Annotated in this window: 25 protein-coding genes and 1 tRNA gene; 19 read left to right on the forward strand and 7 right to left on the reverse strand. The window is 63.5% G+C overall.

Annotated features, from left to right (window positions below):
* The first annotated feature begins 13 nt into the window (after nucleotides 1–13).
* Nucleotides 14–802 carry a Spy/CpxP family protein refolding chaperone gene (locus tag ACR9YP_RS25015; RefSeq protein WP_474217399.1) on the forward strand — a complete coding sequence of 263 codons (789 nt, stop codon included), beginning with the start codon at nucleotides 14–16 and terminating at the stop codon, nucleotides 800–802.
* A gap of 112 nt (nucleotides 803–914) precedes the next feature.
* Complete coding sequence (locus ACR9YP_RS25020; protein ID WP_438108322.1) at nucleotides 915–1,292, forward strand: response regulator; 378 nt, start codon at nucleotides 915–917, stop codon at nucleotides 1,290–1,292.
* A 109-nt stretch (nucleotides 1,293–1,401) separates the two neighbouring features.
* Here the strand turns inward: ACR9YP_RS25020 and ACR9YP_RS25025 are convergent, their stop codons facing one another.
* From ACR9YP_RS25025 to glk, 3 genes are all read right to left on the reverse strand, one after another.
* Complete coding sequence (locus ACR9YP_RS25025; RefSeq protein WP_176945925.1) at nucleotides 1,402–1,557, reverse strand: hypothetical protein; 156 nt, start codon at nucleotides 1,555–1,557, stop codon at nucleotides 1,402–1,404.
* A gap of 143 nt (nucleotides 1,558–1,700) precedes the next feature.
* Nucleotides 1,701–1,904, reverse strand: a complete 204-nt coding sequence (locus tag ACR9YP_RS25030; RefSeq protein WP_091894535.1) for a hypothetical protein — start codon at nucleotides 1,902–1,904, stop codon at nucleotides 1,701–1,703.
* A 144-nt stretch (nucleotides 1,905–2,048) separates the two neighbouring features.
* On the reverse strand, nucleotides 2,049–3,035 hold the full coding sequence (glk, locus tag ACR9YP_RS25035; protein WP_438110764.1) for a glucokinase: 987 nt from the start codon (nucleotides 3,033–3,035) through the stop codon (nucleotides 2,049–2,051).
* Between the two features lie 255 nt (nucleotides 3,036–3,290).
* Here glk and pncA point away from each other — a divergent pair, with 255 nt between their 5' ends.
* The 15 genes from pncA to ACR9YP_RS25110 all read left to right on the forward strand — a co-directional run bounded on the left by pncA (nucleotide 3,291) and on the right by ACR9YP_RS25110 (nucleotide 19,157).
* On the forward strand, nucleotides 3,291–3,929 hold the full coding sequence (gene pncA / locus ACR9YP_RS25040; RefSeq protein ID WP_091894567.1) for a bifunctional nicotinamidase/pyrazinamidase: 639 nt from the start codon (nucleotides 3,291–3,293) through the stop codon (nucleotides 3,927–3,929).
* Nucleotides 3,930–3,945: 16 nt separating this feature from the next.
* Nucleotides 3,946–5,061, forward strand: coding sequence for an alpha/beta fold hydrolase (locus ACR9YP_RS25045; protein ID WP_474217400.1), 1,116 nt, complete (start codon nucleotides 3,946–3,948; stop codon nucleotides 5,059–5,061).
* A 156-nt stretch (nucleotides 5,062–5,217) separates the two neighbouring features.
* Entirely contained in the window at nucleotides 5,218–7,251 is a 2,034-nt protein-coding gene (locus tag ACR9YP_RS25050) for an NAD(+) synthase (RefSeq protein WP_438110766.1), read from the forward strand.
* Nucleotides 7,252–7,286: 35 nt separating this feature from the next.
* Nucleotides 7,287–7,670 (forward strand): GrlR family regulatory protein, encoded by a 384-nt coding sequence (locus tag ACR9YP_RS25055; protein WP_164939254.1) that lies wholly within the window; start codon nucleotides 7,287–7,289, stop codon nucleotides 7,668–7,670.
* Nucleotides 7,671–8,281: 611 nt separating this feature from the next.
* Nucleotides 8,282–9,097: a sugar phosphate isomerase/epimerase family protein gene (locus tag ACR9YP_RS25060; protein ID WP_474217401.1), complete on the forward strand. Its 816-nt coding sequence runs from the start codon at nucleotides 8,282–8,284 to the stop codon at nucleotides 9,095–9,097.
* A gap of 30 nt (nucleotides 9,098–9,127) precedes the next feature.
* The gene (locus ACR9YP_RS25065) at nucleotides 9,128–10,765 is read left to right on the forward strand and encodes an ABC transporter substrate-binding protein (protein WP_474217402.1); all 1,638 of its coding nucleotides are present in this window, start codon (nucleotides 9,128–9,130) and stop codon (nucleotides 10,763–10,765) included.
* A gap of 1 nt (nucleotide 10,766) precedes the next feature.
* Nucleotides 10,767–11,750: an ABC transporter ATP-binding protein gene (locus ACR9YP_RS25070; protein ID WP_474217403.1), complete on the forward strand. Its 984-nt coding sequence runs from the start codon at nucleotides 10,767–10,769 to the stop codon at nucleotides 11,748–11,750.
* Nucleotides 11,747–12,733 (forward strand): ABC transporter ATP-binding protein, encoded by a 987-nt coding sequence (locus ACR9YP_RS25075; RefSeq protein WP_474217404.1) that lies wholly within the window; start codon nucleotides 11,747–11,749, stop codon nucleotides 12,731–12,733. Before ACR9YP_RS25070 ends, ACR9YP_RS25075 begins: the two co-directional genes overlap by 4 nt.
* Nucleotides 12,733–13,662, forward strand: a complete 930-nt coding sequence (locus ACR9YP_RS25080) for an ABC transporter permease (protein WP_474217405.1) — start codon at nucleotides 12,733–12,735, stop codon at nucleotides 13,660–13,662. Before ACR9YP_RS25075 ends, ACR9YP_RS25080 begins: the two co-directional genes overlap by 1 nt.
* Nucleotides 13,659–14,621, forward strand: a complete 963-nt coding sequence (locus tag ACR9YP_RS25085) for an ABC transporter permease (RefSeq protein ID WP_474217406.1) — start codon at nucleotides 13,659–13,661, stop codon at nucleotides 14,619–14,621. Before ACR9YP_RS25080 ends, ACR9YP_RS25085 begins: the two co-directional genes overlap by 4 nt.
* Nucleotides 14,622–14,864: 243 nt before the next feature.
* On the forward strand, nucleotides 14,865–16,715 hold the full coding sequence (ilvD, locus tag ACR9YP_RS25090) for a dihydroxy-acid dehydratase (protein ID WP_474217407.1): 1,851 nt from the start codon (nucleotides 14,865–14,867) through the stop codon (nucleotides 16,713–16,715).
* Between the two features lie 396 nt (nucleotides 16,716–17,111).
* Nucleotides 17,112–17,429 (forward strand): hypothetical protein, encoded by a 318-nt coding sequence (locus tag ACR9YP_RS25095; protein WP_438108337.1) that lies wholly within the window; start codon nucleotides 17,112–17,114, stop codon nucleotides 17,427–17,429.
* 342 nt (nucleotides 17,430–17,771) lie between these two features.
* Nucleotides 17,772–18,095 (forward strand): hypothetical protein, encoded by a 324-nt coding sequence (locus ACR9YP_RS25100; RefSeq protein ID WP_091895582.1) that lies wholly within the window; start codon nucleotides 17,772–17,774, stop codon nucleotides 18,093–18,095.
* 317 nt (nucleotides 18,096–18,412) lie between these two features.
* Nucleotides 18,413–18,502, forward strand: a tRNA-Ser gene (locus ACR9YP_RS25105).
* Between the two features lie 181 nt (nucleotides 18,503–18,683).
* Nucleotides 18,684–19,157, forward strand: coding sequence for a hypothetical protein (locus ACR9YP_RS25110; protein WP_474217408.1), 474 nt, complete (start codon nucleotides 18,684–18,686; stop codon nucleotides 19,155–19,157).
* 789 nt (nucleotides 19,158–19,946) lie between these two features.
* Here ACR9YP_RS25110 and ACR9YP_RS25115 read toward each other — a convergent pair.
* The 3 genes from ACR9YP_RS25115 to ACR9YP_RS25125 form a co-directional block, all read right to left on the reverse strand.
* Nucleotides 19,947–20,291, reverse strand: a complete 345-nt coding sequence (locus ACR9YP_RS25115; protein ID WP_474217409.1) for a hypothetical protein — start codon at nucleotides 20,289–20,291, stop codon at nucleotides 19,947–19,949.
* Nucleotides 20,292–20,443: 152 nt separating this feature from the next.
* Nucleotides 20,444–20,938: a hypothetical protein gene (locus ACR9YP_RS25120; RefSeq protein ID WP_474217410.1), complete on the reverse strand. Its 495-nt coding sequence runs from the start codon at nucleotides 20,936–20,938 to the stop codon at nucleotides 20,444–20,446.
* A gap of 452 nt (nucleotides 20,939–21,390) precedes the next feature.
* Nucleotides 21,391–21,516, reverse strand: coding sequence for a hypothetical protein (locus tag ACR9YP_RS25125; protein ID WP_370987307.1), 126 nt, complete (start codon nucleotides 21,514–21,516; stop codon nucleotides 21,391–21,393).
* 278 nt (nucleotides 21,517–21,794) lie between these two features.
* Here ACR9YP_RS25125 and ACR9YP_RS25130 point away from each other — a divergent pair, with 278 nt between their 5' ends.
* Nucleotides 21,795–22,058, forward strand: a complete 264-nt coding sequence (locus ACR9YP_RS25130) for a hypothetical protein (protein ID WP_438108344.1) — start codon at nucleotides 21,795–21,797, stop codon at nucleotides 22,056–22,058.
* A gap of 612 nt (nucleotides 22,059–22,670) precedes the next feature.
* Entirely contained in the window at nucleotides 22,671–22,988 is a 318-nt protein-coding gene (locus ACR9YP_RS25135) for a hypothetical protein (RefSeq protein WP_370987309.1), read from the forward strand.
* Between the two features lie 852 nt (nucleotides 22,989–23,840).
* Here the strand turns inward: ACR9YP_RS25135 and ACR9YP_RS25140 are convergent.
* A complete protein-coding gene (locus ACR9YP_RS25140; protein WP_130216847.1) occupies nucleotides 23,841–24,047 on the reverse strand; it encodes a hypothetical protein in 207 nt (68 codons plus the stop codon).
* Nucleotides 24,048–24,339 lie beyond the last annotated feature (292 nt).

Below are 24,339 nucleotides of genomic sequence, written 5' to 3' on the forward strand. Positions count from 1 at the left end.
GATGGAGACGAGAATGATCAAACCGGCGCTGCCAGCGCGGCTTCACCTGCGACGATGGTTTGCGCTGGGGTCCGTGCTCGCGCTGCTGCTCGGCGCAGCCGCGGTGGCGAATGCTCAAGGTCTGGTCAAAGGCGTTCAGGAGGGAGCCGCGGCCGGAAACAAGGCGGCAGGTCCGGTCGGCGGCGTGCTCGGCGGCGCCATCGGCGGCGTGGTGGGCGTCTTCACCGGCGTGCTCGGCGTCGGCAACAATGGCAATCAGGCGCCGCCGCCCAAGGACGCCAGCAAAGATTCCAAGCAGCCGGGCGGCAAGGACAAGGATGCCAAGACCGCCAAGGCGGGCAAGGGCGCCAAAGCGAGCAAGGAGGCGAAGAACGCCGCGCCGAATGGCACGGACAACAAGGATAATAAGGATGTTACGGTTCTGACCCAGAGCGGCGCACCGCAGCAGACCGCGGAGCAGATCGTCGCCAACAGCGATTCCTACATCGAGCGGATCAAGACCGAACTGAACCTCACGCCTGATCAGGAGAAGCACTGGTACGGTTTCTCGAGCGCCATGCACTACCTGGGGCATAATGGTGCAGAGCGGCTCAACCTTCGGGTTGCCCGCGCCAAGCGCGATCCGCCAGACGACATCATCGAGCAGATGCGCAACGAGGCGCAGTTCCTGATCGACCGGGCCGCCGACCAGCGCAATGTCGCCGACGCCGCCGAGCCGCTCTATTCGAGCCTCGATGACAAGCAGAAGCAGGTCTTCATTCAGGAGATGGTGCGCCTGAGCCACGAGCGGGGACTGGATTGATCAAGTTGAATCGGATCGGGCGCGCCTGAATTAACGGCGCCTGCCACGAATTCGTGAATCCTCTCCGCAATTCGGTTATGATTAGCTTCGTAAGGCTGACTGCGGGGTTGATATGGCGGACGGACTCTCCGTTTTCCTGGTCGAAGACGAGGCGTTGATCCGGATGATGATCGCGGACATGGTGGAGGAACTCGGCCACCACGTCGTCGCGGAAGCGGACAATGTCCGCGACGCCAGCGCCTTTGCCATGACCGCGCAATACGATCTGGCCATCCTCGACATCAATCTCATGGGCGTTTACGTCGATCCCGTCGCCGACCTGATCGAGCGCCGTGGAAAACCGTTCCTGTTCGCGACGGGCTACGGGCCGGAGCTGCTGCCGTCCTTGCTCCGGCGCAGGCCGATCCTGCGCAAGCCAATCGCAATGGATCAGCTCAAGGCGATGATCGATTCGATGTTTCCGGGAGCCACAGAGAAGACGCCGCACTGAGTGACGGCGAAGATGCCGCACTCGGTGACGGCGAAGATGCCGCACTGAGATCGCCAACGAAAATGGCCGCCCGTCAGGGCGGCCATTGGCGAAAGAGCTCGGTGCGCTGTCAGATCAGACCGGCGCTGAGATCGATGCCACGGGCGATCAGGCCGAACGAGACGGCCAGGCCCGTGCAGCAGAATAGCAAGATGGTCTTGAACGAAGAATCGGCGAACCGCGCTTCGACGGCGGCCGGCATCACGGCGAGCGAAATCATGCTCATGTTCACTTCCCCCCTTTGTTGGCCCTGATTTGCCTCAGGTGGGGGAACTCTTAGAGCAAAAAGTTTGACGTCAGATTGCGAGGCATCGTTAACGAAGTCGCAATCACGCCGAGTTCTCACGCGTTGGGAGGAGCTCGCAAGTCTCAGTTGCGGCCGTTCCTCAGTACCGTGGCAATGGTGCGGGCCGTCATGGCGGCGCGATCGGAGGCGCGCTGGGCAGCCAGCCGGTCTCTGGCCTTTTCCTCGATCAAGAGCTCGATCAAGGCCAGCCGCTTGTCTTCGTTATCCGCCTCGCGCAGCAGGCGGTGGTAGCGGTGATAGTCGAAACCCAAATCCTGTTTACGCATGCCACGCCCCCGCAACTACGCCACACACAGGACAGGATTGTTTCGCATCGGACACGCGCAGGCAAGCACGATCCTGCGTAGAATCGTGTGACCGCTGCAATCAGCTGTGAATTACTGGAACCCGCGAGAAGGGCGCTTCGTCCCTCAATTTGGATTGTGCTCGGCGAACATCTTGAGGCCGACGAAGCTCGCATCAGGTTTGATCACCAGCCTGGTCGGGATGTTGCGCAAGTAATCCTGGAAGCGTCCCTTGGCCTCGAAGCGTGCCCGGAATGCGGACGCCGCGAGAAATTCCGGAAAACGCGGCACGATTCCGCCGGCGATATAGACGCCGCCGCGGGCGCCGAAGGTCACTGCGAGATTGCCCGCGACCGAGCCGAGGATGGCGCAAAACATGTCGAGCGTCGCGCGGCTGACGGAGCAATGGCCCTCCAGCGCGGCTTTGGTGATGGCGGCAGGATCGCGATGCGGCACCTGGCCGCCGTCGACCTCCGCCAGGGCCTCGTAGAGGCTTTGCAGGCCGGAACCCGAGAGCGCGCCACGCTCGATGGAGACATGGCCAAGGCGCTTGCGCAGACAGGCGATCACGCGTTCCTCGCGCTCGTTCTCGGCCGGCAGGGTGGCGTGACCGGCCTCGGTCACGACCGCCAGCCGTGCGCCGTGGCGCTCGACCAGACAGGACACGCCAAAACCGGTTCCGGGCCCGATCACCAGCAACGGCTCTCCGGGCAGGCCGTCCTGTCCGCCAAGCGGAATCAGGTCGGCAGGCTGCAAGGCGGGTAGGGACCAGGCCATCACTTCGAAATCGTTGAGCACGTGCACGCTGTCAAAGCCGAGCGCAGGTTGCAGCTCGTTGCCATCGATGACCCATGGACTGTTGGTCATGACGCAGCGATTGTTGGTCACGGGGCCCGCCACCGCCAGCACGGCTCTTCGGGGCTGCTCGGCGCCGGACTGGCGCCCGAGAACATCGACGATGGCCTCCCGGACGGTTGGGAAGTCGGCGACCTTCACATAGTCGATCGGTCCGGCCGGATCGCCGTCGCTGGATTCGGCCTGGCTCAGCGCGAAGCGCGCATTGGTGCCGCCGATATCGGCGAGAAGAATCTGTCCTGTCTTGCCGATCGTCATGACCATATGGCTGCCGCGGCCGTGCAGGCCACGGGAACCCTTCTCCTCCACTCCGTCGACGCAGTCCGCATGAGTGCGGATGCCCGAGAATCCGCTCTTGGGTGCCGCTAGTCAACACGGACCAGCCCAAACCGTTTCATTTCAGGAACGATCGGTCCATTCTAACAAGCCGCGCGTACGATGGTTGCGAAGCCGCGCGGGAAGATCGACATTGGAGACGAGCGTCTCGGTGCCTACAGTCCCCGGACGGCTGGAATGAGGCCTTGCATGAAGATCTCCGACCGTGACGTGCTGCTGGCGATTGACGTGCAGAATGACTTCTGCACCGGCGGAGCGCTCGCCGTTCCCGGCGGTGAAAAGGTCGTCCCCGCCATCAACCGAGTCGCCCAAAAATTCGCCAATGTGGTGCTGACCCAGGACTGGCATCCGCGTGATCACGTGTCATTCGCGACGAACCATGCCGGCAAGCAGCCGTTTGAGACCATCGAGCTCGACTACGGCACCCAGGTGCTCTGGCCCTCTCATTGCGTGCAGGGGACGGCGGGGGCTGAATTCCACCGCGAGCTCGACGTTGTCAGGGCGAGCCTGGTGGTGCGCAAGGGCTTCCGCCGCGGCATCGATTCCTATTCGGCGCTGTTCGAGAACGACCATAAGACGCCGACCGGACTGCTCGGTTACTTGCGCGAGCGCAAGCTGAAGACCGTCTTCGTCGCTGGTCTCGCGCTGGACTTCTGTGTTCGCTTCTCGGCGGAGGATGCCCGCCAGGCAGGTTTCGAGGTCGCTGTCGTCGAGGATGCCTGTCGCGGCATCGATCTCGACGGCTCCCTGGCCGCGACCCATCGGAGTTTTAGGGATCGCGGCATTTCGGTCGTGAGCCTCGAGGCGTTCCTGTGAGGATATTGAGCTAGCCATGGTGGAGAAGACCGGCAAACAGCCACGCGGACTAGGGCATGCGCCGGACGATCCTTTGCTGTGGCCGTTTGCGGCGGCGCAGCTCGCCATGGACGCCTGTTTCTGGTGGCTGGAGCGCGGAGCTGCGGAGCAGGGCGAGAGCAGCCTGCCATGGACGACGCCCAGCACGGTTGCGCTGGAGCTTGTGACGATGCGCCTGCGCGATTTCACGCAGACACGGTCCAGCCAGCCGGCGCTGGTCTGCGCGCCCTATGCGCTGCATCGGGCCCTGATCGCCGACTTCGCGCCCGGCCATAGCGTGGTGCAGTCGCTGCAAAATGGCGGCATCGACCGCGTCTATCTCACCGACTGGCGGTCAGCCACGCCGGAGATGCGCTATCTCTCGATCGACAGCTATCTTACCGATCTCAACGTCGCCATCGACGAGATCGGCGCGCCGGTCGATCTCGTCGGGCTGTGCCAGGGCGGCTGGCTGTCGCTGCTCTATGCGGCTCGCTTTCCGGCCAAGGTGCGGCGGCTGGTCCTGGTCGGCGCTCCCGTCGATCTGTCGATCGACTCGGCGCTGTCGCGGCTCGCCCGCAACGCGCCCGAGCTGGTTTACGACCAGCTCGTCGCACGCGGCGGCGGCAATGTCAGCGGCGAGGAGATGCTGCGCTTCTGGTCCAAATCACCTGACAGCGACGGTATCGAAGTGGCGTTGCAGAGGAGGCTTTCGGACGAGGAAGGCGCGAGCCTGCTCGCGCGCTTCGATTGCTGGAATACCGAGACGCTCGATTTGCCGGGCACCTATTACCTTCAGATCGTCAACTGGATTTTCCGGGAGAACCGGATTGCCAGCGGCCAATTCGTCGCGCTCGGCCGCCCGGTTGATCTGAAGGACGTCAAGGCGCCGGTCTTCCTGCTGGCCGGGCTGGACGACGATGTCGTGCCGGCTGTGCAGGCACTCGCCACCGCGGGTCTCGTCGGCACGCCGCCGGCGTTCATTGCGGCAGCCTCCGAGCCGAGCAATCATCTCGGCCTGTTCATGGGGGCGCGAACCCACGTCCATGCCTGGCCCCGGATCGCCGAGTGGCTGCGCAACGATCTGTCCGGGGTCTTGGCCCGCAGCGCCTGACGTCGCGGGCGCCGACCGGCCGATATGCAAATCCGTTATGCATGACGGCGGATGGCCTGCACCGGCCCCGGTCGATGGGCTACATATGATGTGGAGCTGACGGCTGCGGCCGGCCGGCGCACAAGAGATTGCAAGGGATTGAAGGTACAGCGCTCGATGACGTTCCACTCGATCTACGCCCACGGATTTGCGCGCGTGGCGGCCTGCGTCACCACCTCCCACGTGGCCGATCCCTCGGCCAATGCGAAGGCCATTTTGGCTGCGGCCAATGCCTGCCACGAACAGTCGGTGGCGGTTGCTGTGTTTCCCGAGCTGTGCCTGTCCGGCTACGCCATCGAGGATCTGGTCAAGCAGGACCCGCTGCTCGATGCGGTCGAGCGCGGGCTTGTGACGATCGTTGAGGCCTCCTCAGCGCTGATGACGGTCCTGATCGTCGGCGCGCCGCTGCGCTTTGGCAATCGCATCTACAATTGCGCCGTCGTCGTTCATCGCGGCAACATCCTCGGCGTCGTGCCCAAGAGCTACCTGCCGACCTATCGCGAATTCTACGAGGGACGGCATTTCGCCTCCGGTGCCGGCATCGCCGGCGAGACGATCTCCTTTGGCGGGCTGCATGCACCGTTCGGCATCGACCTTTTGTTCTCGGCCGAGGATGTCCCGGGCCTCACCATCGGCGTCGAGATCTGCGAGGACATGTGGATCCCGGTGACGCCGGCTTCCGAGCTCGCGCTCGCGGGCGCCAGCGTGCTGATCAATCTCTCGGGCAGCCCGATCACGATCGGCCGGGCGCGCTCGCGCGCGCTGCTGTGCCAATCGACATCGGCGCGCTGCCTCGCAGTCTATGTCTATGCCGCCGCCGGAGCAGGGGAATCGACCACCGATCTCGCCTGGGACGGCCAGACCTCGATCCACGAGAATGGCGTGCTGCTGGCCGAGGGCGAGCGGTTCCGCCAGGGCGGCCAGATCACGTGTGCCGACGTCGATCTCGACCTGCTCAGGCAGGAACGCGCGCTGATGGGCACGTTCGACGACAACCGCCGCCAGCGCGAGGCGTTTTTCCGCAAGGTGACATTCGCGCTGAAGCCGCCGGCCGCCGACATCGGCTTCCTGCGCAAGGTCGAGCGCTTTCCCTTCGTGCCGAGCGACGAGAGCCTGCTTGAGCAGGATTGCTATGAGGCCTACAACATCCAGGTCGCCGGCCTCGTGCAGCGCATGCGCGCCACCGGCACCAAGCGCGTCGTGATCGGCGTCTCGGGCGGGCTCGATTCCACCCATGCATTGATCGTCGCCGCCAAGGCGGTTGATCTGCTCGGCCTGCCGCGCCAAAGCATCCTCGCCTTCACCATGCCGGGCTTTGCCACCGGCAGCGAGAGCAAGACCAACGCGCTGGCGTTGATGCAGGCGTTGCAGACGACCTGGCAGGAGCTCGACATCCGCACCACGGCGACGCAGATGCTGAAGGATATCGGCCATCCCTTTGGCAAGGGCGAGAAGGTCTACGACGTCACCTTCGAGAACGTGCAGGCGGGGCTGCGCACCGACTATCTGTTCCGGCTCGCCAACCATCACGGCGGCATCGTCATCGGCACCGGCGATCTCTCCGAGCTCGCGCTCGGCTGGTGCACCTATGGCGTCGGCGACCAGATGGCGCATTACAACGTCAATGCCGGCGTGCCGAAGACCCTGATCCAGCATCTGATCCGCTGGGTGATCTCCTCGAAGCAGTTCAGCGACGACGTCAATCGGACGCTTGGCGCAATCCTGGCTGCCGAAATCTCCCCTGAGCTCGTGCCGGTGCAGCCTGGCGAGAAGCCGCAGAGCACGGAAGCGTCCGTCGGCCCCTACGAGCTGCAGGATTTCAACCTGTTCTACACGCTGCGCTTCGGGATGCGTCCCTCCAAGATCGCCTTCATGGCGCAGCACGCCTGGAAGGACGTCGCCAAGGGTGAATGGCCGCCGGCATTCCCAAGCGACCGGCGCAAGGCCTACGAACTTCCTGAGATCCGGCGCTGGCTCGAGGTGTTCCTGCGCCGCTTCTTCGCTTTCAGCCAGTTCAAGCGCTCGGCCATGCCGAACGGACCGAAGGTCTCGGCCGGCGGCTCATTGTCGCCGCGCGGCGACTGGCGCGCGCCGTCGGACGCGAGCGCGGCGGCATGGCTCGAGGATCTCGAAAGGAACGTGCCGAACTGATCGGTGTAGCGGATCGACATAGGGGAGACGATTGGATGTCGGCCGGAGATGGGGCAGAGGCGGGTGAGGAGGCCAGGGTCGTCAACGGCCTCTACATCTTCGACATCGAGATGCGCGACGGCAAGCGCGGCCAGGCCAGGGGCGTGGTCGTGCTATGCGACGGACGCATCATGGGCGGCGACAGCTATTTCTATTACACCGGCAGCTACACGTACCGGAACGGCAAGTGGCGGGGCGACATGATCGTCAATCAGCACACCGAAGCCGTCGGCAAGACGCTCGCGTTCGGCGGCAGGGAGGTCACTTGCGGTTTCTCGGGCGGCTACTCGGCCGGTGGCGCCGAGGTCGAAGGCATGGCGCTGGTTGGGAAGACCACCGTGACATTCACGGCCCGCCTCACGCTCAAGGAGGCGATGTGAGCCCGGCGTGATCTGCCCGATGGGCTTGCTCCTCGTCCCCACTCAGGAGCATGGACAGAATGTTCGCTGACGATCGAGCCGCAGACGCGCTAGAGCATGATCGGGAAAAGTGTGCAGCGGTTTTCCGAAAAGATCATGCTCAAACAATATCCTTAGGTCCCAGACCGGAAGACGACGCTGAAACGATAACGCGCCGCCCGGCTGAACAGCCGGGCGGCGCGAAATCGTGTTCAATCTGAAAAGTTTCGAGGTCCGGAGTGCCTAGGAGTCCGGACCTCGTCACCTTGCCCCAGCCTTCAATCTCCCGCCCCATGTGGTCCCCCAACCCCATGTTGCGCGATCAGAGGTGATGCCCGTGGAAGTGGCCGCCGATCGATGTCCGGCGATGTACGCGAACCATGGTTAGGACTCCATTCCGGATCACTACGGACATGAATACGCTTGCCGTGTGTTCGTTCGGCATCGGTGCTGCGATCTTGTTTCCTGAATCCGCAGCGGGGCGGCGGCAGGATGTCCACATCTCTTCACGTTGAAGAGCCTGCGTTTCACCGGCCTGTCATTGAACTGGTCTAGCGCTGCTCCCGTCATCGCTGACGGCCAAGGAGCAAGCCATGTCGAAGCCGGTGCTGGGCGCCGCATTGTCCATCAAATCGATCCCTGCGCATCGCGACTGGCTTCTGGAACGGCAGCGCGATCTCGAGATCCAGGATTTTTTCCGCGCCGATCTGCTCGATAGTGACTGGCGCACGACCGCCGGCGAGATCAAGCAGATGCTTGCGGGCCATACCGGCCGGCTCGGCATTCACGGCCCGTTCTGGGGCTTCAAGATCGACAGCCACGATCCCATGATCCGTCAGGCCGTGACCAAGCGCCTGCTTCAGGGTCTCGATGCAGCCGAGTTTCTCGGCGCGACCCAGATGGTGATCCATTCGCCGTTCACGACCTGGGACCACAACAATCTCGATCTCTATCCGGACAATCGCGGCAATCTGGTCGAGCGCGTCAAGGCGACGCTGGCCGAAGTGATCGCGCGTGCCGAGACCATCGGCTGCGAAATCGTCATCGAGAACATCGAGGACAAGGATCCGCGCGACCGTGTGCGCCTTGCCAAGGCGCTCGAAAGCAGCAAGGTCCGCGTCTCCCTCGACACCGGGCACGCCAACTATGCCCACATCTCCACCGGCGCGCCGCCGGTCGACTATTATGTCGAGATGGCCGGCGACATGCTGACGCATGTGCATCTCCAGGACACCGACGGCTTTGCCGACCGGCACTGGGCGCCGGGCGAAGGCAATATCCCCTGGGTCGCCGTGTTCCGCGCACTGGGACGGCTGACGTCCGACCCGCGGCTGATCCTCGAACTCCGCAACCACGACGACGTCCGCGCTGGCGCAGCCCATCTCGCCGCGCTTGGGCTTGCCGAATAACCGACATCACAAAGGGCAGGGGTCACCATCATGAGCAAGCTCACCCGTCGCACCATCCTGAAATCCGGCGGCGCTGCCGCAAGCGCGCTCCTTTTGCCGCGGTTTGCGATCGCGCAAGGTGACAGCCGTCCGTCGGTGACGATCGCCGTGCAGAAGGTGACGAATGCGAACGTGCTCGACGTGGTGCGCGAGCAATCCAATGTCGGCGAGCGCGTGTTCTTCTCCTCGATCTGGGAAGGTCTGATCTCCAAGAACTGGCGCGGCAATCTCGAGGCCGTGCCGGGACTTGCCACCGAGTGGCGCCGCATCGACGACCAGACCGTCGAGGTGAAGCTGCGCCAGGGCGTCAAGTTCCACAATGGCGACGAGCTCACTGCCGAAGATGTCCTCTTCTCCTTCAGCCGTGAGCGCATGTTCGGCGAGACCGAGGCCAAGAGCCGCACCACCATCCAGGCGTTCGAAAAGATCCCGACGCCGCGTCCCGGCAAGGAGCTGCCGCCTGATGTGCCCGCCGTTGCCCGCCGCATCTGGCCGGACCTCGTGCGCGTCGATGCCGTCGACAAGTATACGGTGCGCTTCTACAACGCGACGCCCGACGTCACGATCGAGGGCCGGCTGTCGCGCTACGGCTCCGACATCATGAACCGCCGCGCGTGGGAAGAGTCCGCGAGCTATCTCGACTGGGCGCGCAAACCCGTCACCACAGGTCCCTACAAGGTCGTCGAGCTCAAGCCCGACGTGTCGCTGACGCTCGAAGCCCATGACGAATATTGGGGCGGCCGTCCGCCGCTCAAGCGCATCCGCTTCCTCGAGGTGCCTGAAGTCGCGAGCCGCATCAACGGCCTGCTCTCGGGCGAATACCAGTTCGCCTGCGATATCCCGCCGGACCAGATTGCCGGCATCGAGAAGAATTCGGCGTTCGAGGTGCAGGGCGGCACCATTCTCAATCACCGCCTCACCGTGTTCGACAAGAACCACGCCCAGCTCGCCAATCCGCTTGTCAGGCGCGCCTTCACCCATGCGATCGATCGTCAGGCGATCGTCGACAGCCTGTGGGCCGGCCGCACCCGCGTGCCGAAGGGCCTGCAATGGGAATTCTACGGCGACATGTTCAACGCCGACTGGAGCGTGCCGGCCTATGATCCCAAGCTCGCGCAGGATCTGTTGAAGCAGGCCAATTACAAGGGCGATCCGATCCCGTACCGTCTGCTCAACAATTACTATACCAACCAGGTCGCGACCGCGCAGGTGCTGGTCGAGATGTGGAAGTCGGTCGGCCTCAACGTGCAGATCGAGACCAAGGAGAATTGGTCGCAGATCATGGAGCGCGCGCCGACCCGCGCCGTGCGCGACTGGTCGAACTCGGCCGCCTTCAACGACCCCGTGTCGTCGCTGGTCGCCCAGCACGGGCCGAACGGCCAGCAGCAGCAGATCGGCGAATGGACCAACACCGAGCTGAACAAGCTCTCGGAATTCCTGGAAACGTCGACCGATCGCGCGGCCCGCAAGAAGGCGTTCCGCCGCATGCTGGAGATCGCCGAGCGCGAGGACCCCGCTTATACGGTGCTGCACCAGAATGCGACCTTCACGGCCAAGCCGAAATCGATCAAGTGGAAGGCAGCGCCCGCCTTCGCGATGGATTTCCGCGCCGGCAATTTCGAGGCTTGAGGTGGCGCCGCTGGTCAGCATCCGGGGCCTGCGCGTCGCCTTCAACGGCGTGCAGGTCCTGCGTGGCGTCGACGTCAGCTTGCAGAAGGGCGAGGCGCTCGGCCTCGTCGGCGAGTCCGGATCGGGCAAGTCGGTGACATGGCTTGCCGCCCTGGGCCTGCTGCCGCGCCATGCGCAAGTCATGGGCTCCGTGCTGCTCGACGGCCGTGAGATCCTGGGCGCGCCCGCCGCCGAGCTCGACCATGTCAGAGGCGGGCGGGTTGCCATGATCTTCCAGGATCCGGCGAGTGCGCTCAATCCGGTGCTGACCATCCGCAGGCAGCTCTGCGAAGCGCTGGCGCTGCATCGCGATCTCTCCGGCGAGGCGATAAAGGCGGAAGCGCGGCGGCTGCTCGACCTCGTCGGCATTCCCGATGCGGCGCGGCGACTGTCGGCCTATCCGCACGAGTTCTCCGGTGGCCAGGTCCAGCGCATCATGATCGCGATGGCGCTCGCCGGAAATCCCGACCTGCTGATCGCGGACGAGCCGACCACCGCGCTCGATGCCACTATTCAGGCCCAGATTCTGGAGCTGCTCTCTACGGTCCGCCGCGAGATCGGCATGGCGATGGTCCTGATCAGCCACGATCTCGGCGTCGTCGCCGAGAACTGCGACCGCGTCGCGGTGATGTATGCCGGCCGTATCGTCGAGGAGGCGCCCAGCAACCAGCTCTTCGCCGACCCCGTGCATCCTTATGCGCAAGGCCTGATCGGCGCGCTGCCGCCGCTCGATGGGCCGCGGCGGCGCCTCACGGCCATTCCCGGCACCGTGCCCGATCCCGCGCGGATGCCTGACGGTTGCGCCTTCGCGCCACGCTGCACGTTGGCGGCCGAACAGTGCGCGCTTGCCGCGCAGAGCTTGGCGGCGATCGCGGATGATCGCGCTGTCGCCTGCATCCGCGCCGAGGCTTCGCGCCGCGCGTTGCTCGGGATCGCGGCCGAATGAGCGCGCCGCTCGTCGAGGTGTCCGCGATCGCGCGCAGCTATGCAATGCGCTCCGGGATGTTCGGCCGAGCTACGGCCGTGCATGCGGTCGACGGGGTGTCGCTGACGATTGCCAAGGGCGAGACGCTGGGCCTCGTCGGCGAGTCCGGCTCGGGAAAATCGACCACGGGCCGCATCGTGCTCGGCCTCGAGCCGCCCGACAGCGGCGAGGTGCGGTTCGACGGCAAGCCGATGGCCGCGCCGGGAACGGCCGCATGGCGCGCGCAGCGGGCACGCATGCAGATGATCTTCCAGGATCCGCTGGGCGCGCTGGACAGGCGGCTGCCGGTCGCCACCCAAATCCGCGAGCCCCTGGACATCCACGATCTCGGCACGCCCGCCGAGCGCGAAGATCGCGTCCGCGAGCTGCTGGGCGCGGTCGAGCTGACGCCGGCCCACGGCGCGCGCTATCCCGGCGCGCTGTCCGGCGGCCAGCGCCAGCGCATCGTTCTGGCGCGGGCGCTGGCGACGAGGCCTGATTTTCTGGTCTGCGACGAGCCGGTCAGCGCGCTCGATGTCTCGATCCAGGCGCAGGTGGTGAACCTGCTCGCCGATCTCCAGGCGCAGCTGTCGCTGACGTTGCTGTTCATCAGCCACGATCTGCGCGTCGTCAGGCAGATCAGCAATGTCGTCGCCGTGATGTATCTCGGCCGCATCGTCGAGATCGGCAGCGCCGACGATCTGTTCGCGCGGCCCGAGCATCCGTATACGCAGGCGCTGGTGTCGGCCTCGCCCGCACCGGGCCGCCGCAGCGCCGGCCGCATCGTGCTCGCGGGCGATCCGCCGAACCCGTCTGCGCGTCCCCAAGGCTGCGCCTTCCACCCGCGCTGCCCGCGCGCGATCGCGCGCTGTGCGCGCGAAGTGCCGGTGCTCTCGGCTGTGGGCAGCAACAGGCAGGTCGCCTGTCATCTGGTCACGGGCGCCGAAACGCGGGATGCGGCGTGATGGCACGCTATTTCGCCATTCGCATTGGACGCGCGGCGCTCACCATTGTGCTCGTCGTCACCTTCGCCTTCGTCGTGCTGCGGCTATCGGGCGATCCCGCGCTGATGATTTTGGGACCGGAGGCACCCCCTGAGGTGCTCGCGGCGTTCCGCAAGGCCTGGGGCCTCGATGATCCCATCTGGTTTCAATATCTCGATTATTTCGGCGCCATCGCCAAGGGCGAGCTCGGCCGCTCCATGCGCGACGGGCGGCCCGCGATCGAGCTGGTGCTGGAGCGGATCCCGGCGACGCTGGCGCTGACGCTGCCGGCCTTTGCCTTCAAGGTGGCGCTCGGCATTCCCGCCGGCATCTACGCCGCGCTGCATCGGGGCTCGGGAATCGACCGCGCCGTGATGATGACGGCGGTCGCGGGCTTCACCGTCCCGAGTTTCGTGCTCGCGCTGGTGCTGGTTCTGGTCTTCGCCGTGCAGCTTGGCTGGCTGCCGTCGGGCGGGCAGGACAGCTGGCGCCACGCGATCCTGCCCATTGCGACGCTCGGCCTTGGCGGCGCCGCCGTGCTGGCGCGATTCACCCGCAGCGCAATGCTGGAGGTGCTGGGCCAGCCCTATATCCGCACTGCCTCGGCCAAGGGCGTGCCATGGCGCAAGGTGGTGACGTCGCATGCGCTGCCGAACGCGGCGATTCCGACCGTGACTATTTTGGGCTTCATGGTGGGCACGCTGATCGCCGGTGCGGTCGTGGTGGAGAGCGTGTTTGCCTGGCCGGGAGTAGGGCGCCTGCTCGTCGTCGCCGTCGCCAACCGCGACCTCGCCGTCGTGCAATGCATCTTGCTGCTGGTCGCCATGACCATGGTCACGTCCAACCTGATCGTCGATTTCCTCTACGGCTTCCTCGACCCGCGGCTGCGCGCCAAAGGAGCGCATGCATGACCGACGCGACGCTGAAGGATACCGAAGCGTTTTCAAGCGAAGTGGATACCGGTTCGCGTGAAGAAAACGCGTCAAAACCAGAATCTAGAGCCCCGTTCCGATTTCATCGGAACGGAAAGGGCTCTGGCGTCCGCCGCCGCATCAGCCTGCCGGAGATCCCGGTCTCGGTTGCGCTGGCGATCATCTGGATCGTCGCCATGCTGGTGATCGCCGCCTTCGCCGAGAAGATCGCACCCTACGGCTTCACCCAGCTTGATCTGCGCAATCGCCTGGCCGCGCCCGGCAATGCCGCGCATTGGCTCGGCACCGACGAGCTCGGCCGCGACGTGCTGTCGCGCCTGCTCGTCTCGATCCGCATTTCGCTGCTGATCGCGTTCGGCGCGACCGCGATCTCGGCCGTGGTCGGCACCACGCTCGGCTTCCTGGCCGCGCATTTCCGCGGGGCCGTCGAACAGCTCGTGCTGATGCTGACCGACTTCCAGGCCAGCATGCCCTTCCTGATCATGGCGCTCGCAGTGCTCGCCTTCTTCGGCAACTCGCTGCCTCTGCTCATCGGCTTGATGGGCTTGTTCGGCTGGGAGCGCTACGCCCGCATCGCGCGGGGATTGGCCATCTCCGCCAACGCGCAGGGCTATGCCGCCGCGGTCCGCCAGTTAGGTGCGACGCCGTCGCGGATCTATCTCCGGCACATCCTGCCCAACATCGCCTCGACCCTGATCGTCTCGACCACGCTGGTTTTCCCCGAAGCGATTCTGATGGAGTCCGGCCTGTCCTTCCTTGGCCTCGGCGTGCAGCCGCCGATGACCAGCCTCGGCAACATGGTCGGCTATGGCCGGGAGTACCTGACCCGGGCGCCCTGGATCATGCTGGCGCCGGCCACCACGATCGTGGTCACGACGCTGGCGGTCTCCGTGATCGGCGACTGGCTGCGCGACCGGCTCGATCCGACGCTGCAGTAGGGGGAGGGCTCCCGTAGCCCGGATGGAGCGCAGCGAAATCCGGGACTAACCGCGGTAGACACCTGCCCCGGATTGCGCTGCGCTCCATCCGGGCTACGAAGAGGCCGCGTCCGGAGCAGGGGAGCCCTGTCCGGCCCAAGTTCCCGTTGCACCTCGCCAGCCCGTGCGCTATCCGGCCGGAAAGGCCTGAGGCGGCTTCCATTTTTCCGCCCGGCCCAAGCCAACCCGAGGACGGAAACCGCCATGCCAGCCTATCGCTCCCGCACCACCACCCACGGCCGCAACATGGCGGGTGCCCGCGGCCTCTGGCGCGCGACCGGAATGAAGGACGCCGATTTCGGCAAGCCGATCATCGCGGTCGTCAACTCCTTCACTCAGTTCGTGCCCGGCCACGTCCACCTCAAGGATCTCGGCCAGCTCGTGGCCCGCGAGATCGAGCAGGCCGGCGGCGTCGCCAAGGAGTTCAACACCATCGCGGTCGATGACGGCATCGCCATGGGCCATGACGGCATGCTTTACAGCCTGCCGTCGCGCGAGCTGATCGCCGACAGCGTCGAATACATGGCCAACGCGCACTGTGCCGACGGCCTCGTCTGCATCTCCAACTGCGACAAGATCACGCCCGGCATGCTGATGGCGGCGTTGCGGCTCAACATCCCCGCCGTGTTCATCTCGGGCGGACCGATGGAGGCCGGCAAGGTCAAGCTCGAGGGCAAGACCAAGGCCGTCGACCTCATCGACGCCATGGTGGCGGCGGCCGACTCCAAGGTCAGCGACGACGACGTCAAGGTGATCGAGCGCTCGGCGTGCCCGACCTGCGGCTCCTGCTCGGGCATGTTCACCGCCAACTCGATGAACTGCCTGACCGAGGCACTTGGCCTGGCGCTGCCCGGCAACGGCTCGGTGGTGGCGACCCATGCCGACCGCAAGCGCCTGTTCGTCGAGTCCGGCCACACCATCGTCGATCTCGTTCGCCGCTACTACGAGCAGGACGACGCCAGCGTGCTGCCGCGCAACGTCGCGAATTTCAAGGCGTTCGAGAACGCCATGACGCTCGACATCGCCATGGGCGGCTCGACCAATACGGTGCTGCATCTGCTCGCCGCCGCCCATGAAGGGCAGGTGGAGTTCACCATGCGCGACATCGACCGGCTCTCGCGCCGTGTGCCCGTGCTCTGCAAGGTCGCGCCATCCGTCGCCGACGTGCATGTCGAGGACGTGCACCGCGCCGGCGGCATCATGGGCATTCTGGGCGAGCTCGACCGCGCCGGCCTGATCGACACCTCGGTCTCGACCGTGCATGCGCCGACCATGGGCGATGCGCTGGAGCGCTGGGACATCAAGCGCTCCAAGAGCGAGACGGTGCGCACCTTCTATCGCGCCTCGCCCGGCGGCATCCCGACCCAGGTCGCCTTCAGCCAGGAGCGCCGTTATGACGAGCTCGATGCCGATCGCGAGAAGGGCGTCGTGCGCGATCTCGAGCATGCCTTCAGCAAGGACGGCGGTCTCGCCGTGCTCTACGGCAACCTCGCGCAGGACGGCTGCATCGTGAAGACCGCGGGCGTCGATGCTTCGATCCTGAAATTCTCAGGCCCCGCGCACGTGTTCGAAAGCCAGGACGCGGCGGTGGAAGGCATTCTGGGCGGCAAGGTCGTTGCCGGCGAGATCGTGGTCATCATCTACGAAGGTCCGCGCGGCGGCCCCGGCATGCAGGAGATGCTGTATCCGACCAGCTACCTGAAATCGATGGGTCTCGGCAAAGCCTGCGCGCTCGTCACCGACGGCCGTTTCTCTGGCGGCTCGTCCGGCCTGTCGATCGGCCATCTGTCGCCCGAAGCGGCCGAAGGCGGCAACATTGGTCTCGTGCGCACCGGCGACCGCATCGCCATCGACATCCCGAACCGCAGCATCAGCCTCGAGGTGTCCGACGAGGAGCTCGCCAAGCGCCGCGCGGCGGAGGAGGCGAAAGGCGATGCCGCCTGGCAGCCGCAGAACCGCAAGCGCAACGTCTCGACCGCGCTGCAGGCTTACGCCGCGCTCACCACCAGCGCGGCGCGCGGCGCGGTGCGCGAGGTGAAGCGTCGGCCGAGATAGGCGGCTGATCGGCGCGCCGCTGGCTAAATCGATCCCTCCGGGACGACTCGCGGTCTCCACGCGAGCGCGCGGTTGCACGACAGAACCTTGGAGCCCGGGCAGAGGTCCGTAAAGAAACGGCCCCCGCGTCCTGGGGTGTGGGCTATTGGGGGTGGACGCGGGAGCCGTTTGCGAGGTGGTTGCCCGACGTGCGGGCTCGCCCGCCAGGCGCAATCAATTTAGTGGATTTCATCGCGCTTTGCTATTTAATTTTATTTATTTCCGTTTTTTGTGATTTAATCAGAAGGTGATCCTAGGAAAAATACCTGGAATCCATTTTTCCGAATCCGGTCAGGGGCAAATCGCCTTATCCCGATCTGTCCGCAACTGTTCGGATTGCCAGTAGCGGAGTAAGCCATGAGTCCTTCTCCATCGCTCGTGCCGCACATTACGACCGACCGGGACGTTTATCTCGTGCTCGATGACTTCGGCCGGCGACTGGGCCGCGCCTGGTGTGAGACGGCCGAGGAGGACGCCAATCGCGCGACCCTGCTCAGACATCTCGTCGAAGGGCAATATCTCCATCCCGCACGCATCGTGGCCTTCAATACCGCGGAGGGATGGTCGCGGGATGCCACCGCGGAAATCGCCGACGAGCTGCGCCGCCGCTTTGTCGAATTCGAGGAGACCGATCCCTCGCTGCTGGAGTTTTTGGAAAGAGCAGCGAGGCGCTGAAGCTCAACCCGTCGGAGGCGGATGAACGCTTTCGGAACGGTGCTCGAATGGAGCACGCGCGGCGGTGTCCGATCGCCGGCGCAGCGATCACGCTCTCGCACAGCATGCGGACTTCGGAGCCAATGCGCATCGCGCGTTAATGCGCGTGGTCAATGAGTTCTTACCGCTCGGCCGTGATCGGCCATTCGCATTAAGGATGCGCCGACGAAGTTCGGCACCCCAGGATTTTGCCGCGTATACTGCGTTCGACCTTAGCAAAATCCATTCCGGGCAACTGGGGCAACCACCGCAATGTCTCGTACTCTCGCCGTCGTTTTCTCCACCGCCGTCGCCGCGATTGCCATGACGGGCGCAGCCTCCGCCGGCTGCTACAATTGCTACGCGCCGCCGCCGTGCACGACCTGCTATCAGCAGCAATACGTCGCGCCGCAATACCGCACCGTCGACGAGACCGTGATGGTGTCTCCCGGCTCCGTGGTCGCACACCGCACGCCGGCGCAGTACCGCACCGTGATGGTGCCGCAGACCGTGATGGTGGCCCCGCCCAGTGTCCAGTACGAGCGCATCCCCCCGCAATACGCCACGCGCCAGCGCGTCGAGATGGTTTCGCCGGGCTATTCCTATTACGCCCCGGTGCAGATGGGCTGCGCGTCCTGCGGGTATTGACGTCCGACGCAGTAAGAACAATTTGGCGCGGCGCTCCTTTACGGGCGCCGCTTTCTTTTGTGCGCCAGCAAACGAGGCCCGGACATGGAGACGAATCCAACCGGGCCTCGCAACCAGCGACGCCCTGGGAGATGTCGCCAGTATCCGGGATTGCTGAGGGTTCGGCGGCGGTGGGCGGCCGAGCGGTGTTGTCCAAGCTAGAGGAACAGGCTGACGCTCGCCTGACAGATCAGGGCAGGAGAAGAGTGGGGGGCAGGGCGCCAACTTCGCGTTGCCTTGCGCGGTCGACTGCGTTAAGCGACAGCCATTCCGGGCTTGGAAGGGTGGCCGAGTGGTTTAAGGCACCGGTCTTGAAAACCGGCGTGCCCGCAAGGGTACCGTGGGTTCGAATCCCACCCCTTCCGCCAGTACATTGTTTCCCTCTGTATCTAGCCGTTTCGAATCCCCAACAAAAACAAGAGCTTACGCCGTAGCGACTGGTCGTCTTCGTTCCCGGTCGTTACCCCGCGCCGGATGGCGATCTATCCGGGTGGGTGCGGTCGAGGGGCCACTTACGAAACCGGCTATGGCGGCGCGACATATATCTGGATGGACAGCGTCGAGTTTAAGGGTGGCAAGTCCGACGCAAACTGCAGCGGCTTCAATGGCGCACAGGTTTACATCAACTATGGCTCTACTCAGGTCTTGATGGTCAATCTCAACGTTTCCGGCTTCTCCTCCGGATCCGGTGGGCCGCGAGCCAACGGATTGGCCATCGACGGCGGTTTCGTCGACATCACCGGTCTCCACGCCGAGCAGGTCGTCTCTCCCGTCACTATCAACATCCCCACGGATATATCCAAAGGGATGGTCAAGGCGCGCTCGGTGGTTGGCGGCGTCGACTGCGTCGGAATGTTCACCCTGTCCGGCGTGAACATCGCTGGAAACTTCATGCTGAGCCCGCCGATGGCCCTCAACGGCTGCACGCGGCTGGTCACCAACGGTCAATCTGGAGCGACTACGAATTTGACGTCGGTATCGGCGACGGACGTCGTGTTCACGCCAAATCCGCACGCTTGGTAGCGATCGCCGACGGCTACCGCTCAATAGTCGTCGCGGTAATAGCGGTGTCGCCACCGTGGGCGGTACTCTTCCCTGTAGTATCGGCGCGGCTCGTAGTAGGCGCGGGGTTGGCGTGCGGCTTGATACTCCGGCGGAATGACGCCGTTCGGATAACATCGTCCGTAGATGTCGGTATCGTACCCGTAGCTGCATGGCCCTTCACGGACCTGAACCAAGTTGGGCGTTTCGGTCTGGGCTACTGCGGGTGTCCCGAGCTGGAGCGCAAGGACTGCAGCAGCTGCTGCGCTGGTCAATGGCATTTTCAGTTCCTCCCATTGGGTTTGTAGGAACTAAACGCCACAAGCCCCGCGGTTTCCCCGGAAGAAAATGAATTTCATAACCGGCCGCGCGCGGCATTCATCGTCTATTCATCTACGGCGCCAGCGATGGCGCACCGCACGGTTTTAGCGCTTTGGGGCTGGCTTCTCTCGATTGAGATCAGCCCTGCTGAACCTCGCCTCATCCATTCGCAAAGTTCGCGCGGACGCGTCCTTGAGCTTGCTTATCTCGTCGATCGAGAGCTTTGCTACTTCGTCCTCAACCTTCTTTCGTAGCTCGGCTACTCGAGTATCAAGGTGGTTTGCTGCGGTCTGCATAAAAGCTCGGAGGACGTCGTCGTCGGATTTATTCTGACCGCGGTAAATCGCCATTAGGTGGCCGACTCCCCGCTGTCCATCCTTCAAGACCACGCCGACGACGCATTGCCGCTGCGCGCCGAACTTATGACCAGCATAGGCGTCGCGCGTGTCCTTAAACCACTGAAAAGAGGACAGGCCGTTTGGGTCGCCGCCATATATTTCGTCGGCCGAAAGTCGTTTTGTCAAAGCAACCAACGAACTGGATGATCGCATCACGGAACAGGCTTGCCGCAATTAGGCGTTCCTCGGGATCTGATGAAGACGCAAACCGACGCTGCCAACACTCCATTGTGGCAAGGGCGCGTTGCATGTCGTTTTGGAGTAACAAGTTCTCCGCGTACTCTTTCGCCAGTGGTGTCTCCAGCGCTTTGAGCGTGCTTTGGTCGATTTCCATGCTCCATTGTTGATGGCCGCCGTCTTCCGGCTCGGCGACAATGGAGGGTTCCTTGTTTGTCATGTCGAGTGCTCGATGTTGTAGTTGCGTTTCGTTTTATTTTTGCAGGGCTTTCGACCGATCCATTCGGTCGCAGCCTCTCGAAAATCTGGTTCGTCTCAACCTCGGACAACCTGAGGCAAGAGCAGGGGCAGTCAATAGAGGTTGGTCGAAAATCAGTAGCCGTAAGGCCCGCGCAAACTCGAGCCGATCCACCCAGCCGCGCCGTAGAACAAACCGTATTGAAGCCAAAACCACAGGTAGTAACCGAGGCCGAGAAGCCCTTTGCGGAAGCCGCCCCACTCTGACCAAAGCGTATTGTCTTTCAGGAATGTGTTAACGTCTTCCGTTGCTGCGCGAGTGCCTTCTTGCGAGATCTGTTCAAACTCAATGGGCTGTCGATCGCGAACGCGGTTCAACAGTTTCTCCATGATAAACCTGTCAGAGAGTGTGCTGTGCCACTGTTGGTTTGCGGCGGCCGAAGTAGTCGCAATGACCACCTCTGCTATATTCCAGGATACCACATCGATTAAAAAAACCAGCGTTGCCAGGATAGTGCCAGTCTTCTCATCCCGCTGAGCGAAGGCGGCAATAGCCACAAAGAAAAACACGGTCCATCGGAAGGCACCGATGGCCCAAGCTCTATGAAGCGCAACTGGGGTGACGCTCACTTTACCACCTGCACTGTCGCGGACGCTATCGACCAGCCGCCTGGCTCAACGCACAGCGCTGCAATCAGAAAAATATGCATAAGCCTCCCCCAAATCTTACAGTCATCCAACGGCAACCGCAGCGGGAGGGCAAGGGATGAGGCTGGAAGGCGGGTAAGATTATTTTTTCAGAATAAGCCCCATTGCGCGCGCCATTCGCCTCACGGATCCGGTGTGCCGACCAAGCGCCGCCGCTATCTCCGACACGACACGACGACGTACCAGCCACGCAAGCCGCTTCCGCTCAGCCTCAGTCCATTCCTTTGGCTTCGACGATCTCATTTCGAAATGATCGAATGAACTCGACGCGCGCAATATTGGGAAATTTACGGGTGGGCGAGTGACGCAAGCGCGCCGAAGCGCCCGGATGGAATCGACGCAAATTCAGCAGGGGGCGAGCGCAGGGGATATAGCTAATGCAGCACGCGGCCGGTCTCGGCGAGCCGGACCTTCTCTCGGAGCTCCTCGAGCTCCTGAAGCATTTTCAGGAGATCGGGCAGAAGGTGCGCCCGCTTCAAAACTCGGGTCGTTTGTCCCATCGCTATACGCCTCCATGGCACGCTGACGCCGAGCCACATCAAGGCGCACACACGCAAATTTTCCCCTGCAAGGGAATGGACAATCTTAACCAAATCATGATGGGATGATCGCGGAGCCTAGGAAACTCCCGAAGCGGTCCCTTGCTGCCACATCCAAACAGGATTTGCCGACATCAATTCCAATGACACGCTTGCCGCTCATACCGACCTCCCTCATCCTAGTCGGGTCCGGAGCGAGCACTGGATTGCAAGCGGGCGATTAGCCCTCTCTACCGTTCGTGCCCGGACCCAGAGCGCCGGCGGGCCTCCAGATCTGCACGATCGTCAAGATCTTCCAGGACCGCGAGGTCCCGCCGGCGTCCGATCTTCCATCAGGAAGACGCCAGCAACATGCAATCCAGGAGTGTTCTTTGCCGGATGACGAGCAGGGGTCTCGCGGGCTCGAGCTCGCTGTGTTCGCCGTAGCTCAGCTGACCATCATGACGAAGGCCTTCCGCAAGCACTACGAGGCTGCTTATCGCGGTCAGGAGGGGCCGGAATGAAGCGCCAGCGCCGATCGCACAGGAAGCGCAACCGGCAGCGGCTGGCTGCGCACGCCCGTCGGCTGAGGCGGTGAACACGAGGCCCGCCGGTTCGCGCTGGCGGGCCTCTGTGCTAGCAATTGGCGTGCCCTGCCGATCGTGCGGAACGTCGCGGCACCGGCCGCTGGGGCTGTTCCAGAGCGGCTCCTGCGGTCGTTTGTTCTGTGCTGTCCATAAGTGTCCTAATTTCTGGAAGGAACGAATGTTTTCTCTGGCACTTAAGGGGCTGATAGCCGAACGACGGTGCAACCGTTGCTGAGGCTATGGGCCCGGCCTCCTAGGCACACCGGGCCCGCTTTGCTTAAGGCCGCCTCAGTTAGCACCGCTCCCTTGATCTAGCTCAAGCGGTACCCGCCTGTACGGCGCTCCATATAGGGACAAGCCCGAATCCGAAAAACAACCCCAGGGTAAGGAAGCCAAGCCGTCGCGCCTGGACGAGGCGCGCCGGATCGTCGAGGAATACGCCACCAACCTCCGAGAGCTCATCAGAAAGCTACGTCAGAAGATGAACTAGGGTCTCGCTTCGGTCCCGCGTTTTCTTTCGTGATAGGCTCCGCTCAAGGAGTTGGACTCATGGTCAAGCACGAGCCGGAGATCAGGCGGGCAAAGGCCAAGCTCTACGTGGAGGCGTGCAACAGGGCTATACATGATGCGCCTTGGACCGCGGGAAGAACGAACACGATCGACAGTGGGGGGATCTATCGGGCACTGGAACTCGCCGAACAGGCGTACGAAGCCCATGATCTTCCGTACGAGGGCGGGCTCTCCAAGATGTCGAAATATCCTCCTGGACGCTTCAGGTGGGTTTGGGACGATACCGGGAGCGCCGATGAGTGCGTGAAGGTGCTCGACACCAAAACGGGCCGCTCAGTGGTCTGGCCCTACTTTTAAGCTGCTCACCTTCGCCGGCCGGCGCCGGCCACAACTCCCAGAAACACGACTATCAGAACGATCCAGCCGACCGCCGACACTGCATCCATGATCCGCCCCCTTGCGCTGAGGGCAGGATAAGAATCACGCATTCGCAGGTTTGTCCAAGCTACGGTTTCAGGCCCTCACCGTGGCTAAGACCGTAGATTGCTCGCGACGCAGGGCGAAAAGCCATGTGATATCAAGAGGGTTGACCAAGACACCTCTTCCGCCACAATTCAACAAAATCAATTACTTAGATGCGATTTCGGATGGGGTGTGCGTCCAATTCAGCGCACAATGCGGCTTCGTTGCCGCGGTCAGCTGAGCTCGATATTGAGGGCACAATCGCCGACTAGCTGAAGTGACTGTTGACCTGTCGAGGGCGTCGCGGTGCTCGAGATCGGCGGCAACTCCAATCGAGGCGGCTCGGTTGCCTTAGCTGCGTTCCGCGGACGATTGATCATCCCAGAGCAGTTCACCGCACCGGCATTTGTACACCCGGATGAAGCGGGCTGCCTTCATGTCCCACAGCTTCTCCGCCAGACTGAGTGGTTCGCCGCATTTGGGGCAGCGGAATAGGGTGGGGTTCGGGGGCGTGGCTGGAAGCATAGGCACGTCTCTTCTTTCAGAAGACGCGAAAGCCCCGCGAGCGTTCCTGGGATAGGGGTTGCCTCCACTCACCGCAGTCCGCTGCGCGTACTCCCGCGGAGTTCAGCCACGGTTGTGGTGTCAGCGGCCGCCACTCACTCGCTCCGGCTTGTATCGCGTTGTCTACTTAGGCGTCTTTGCACCAACGTCGCAGTGGACCGGGCTGCTTGATCCACAAAGACATCAGTCAATCGACCTCTCCAGCTTCTGGGCTGCCCGGAAGTCGTCCAGATGCTGCAGGTTCGGGCCGTACGCGGCCTCCTTGGTAAGCAGGTGGTAGATCCGGGCCACCACCAATTGGAGATGCTTCATTCGTCCGCGGGGCATCGCCCGGGCCTTGCAAAGGGCTCGGACCGCATGCGCTCGGAAATAGTCAAAAGCGTCGGACATCAGAGATTCAACGTCTCGTCCAGAGATTGGTTCTTACCCCGTTTCCAGGAACACCATCCGGAACGCTATCGAATTTGAAAAATTAGCCCGGCAGGAGGCTTCACGGCGAGCACACATGTTCTTCTTTTTCTCGAACCGGCTGGGGTGTCTCGGCTCGCTGTTGATCTCCGGCTTGGTCACTGTGGCGCTGCTCTTTCTGTTCGGGATACTCCGGTTCTGAACCCAGGCGCGTGGTGCCAACAGATCACCTTCGTCTTTGTAACCCTGCGTCCAGAGGACGTGGAACTCCCTA

It is taken from the genome of Bradyrhizobium sp. BR14999 (assembly GCF_056106085.1).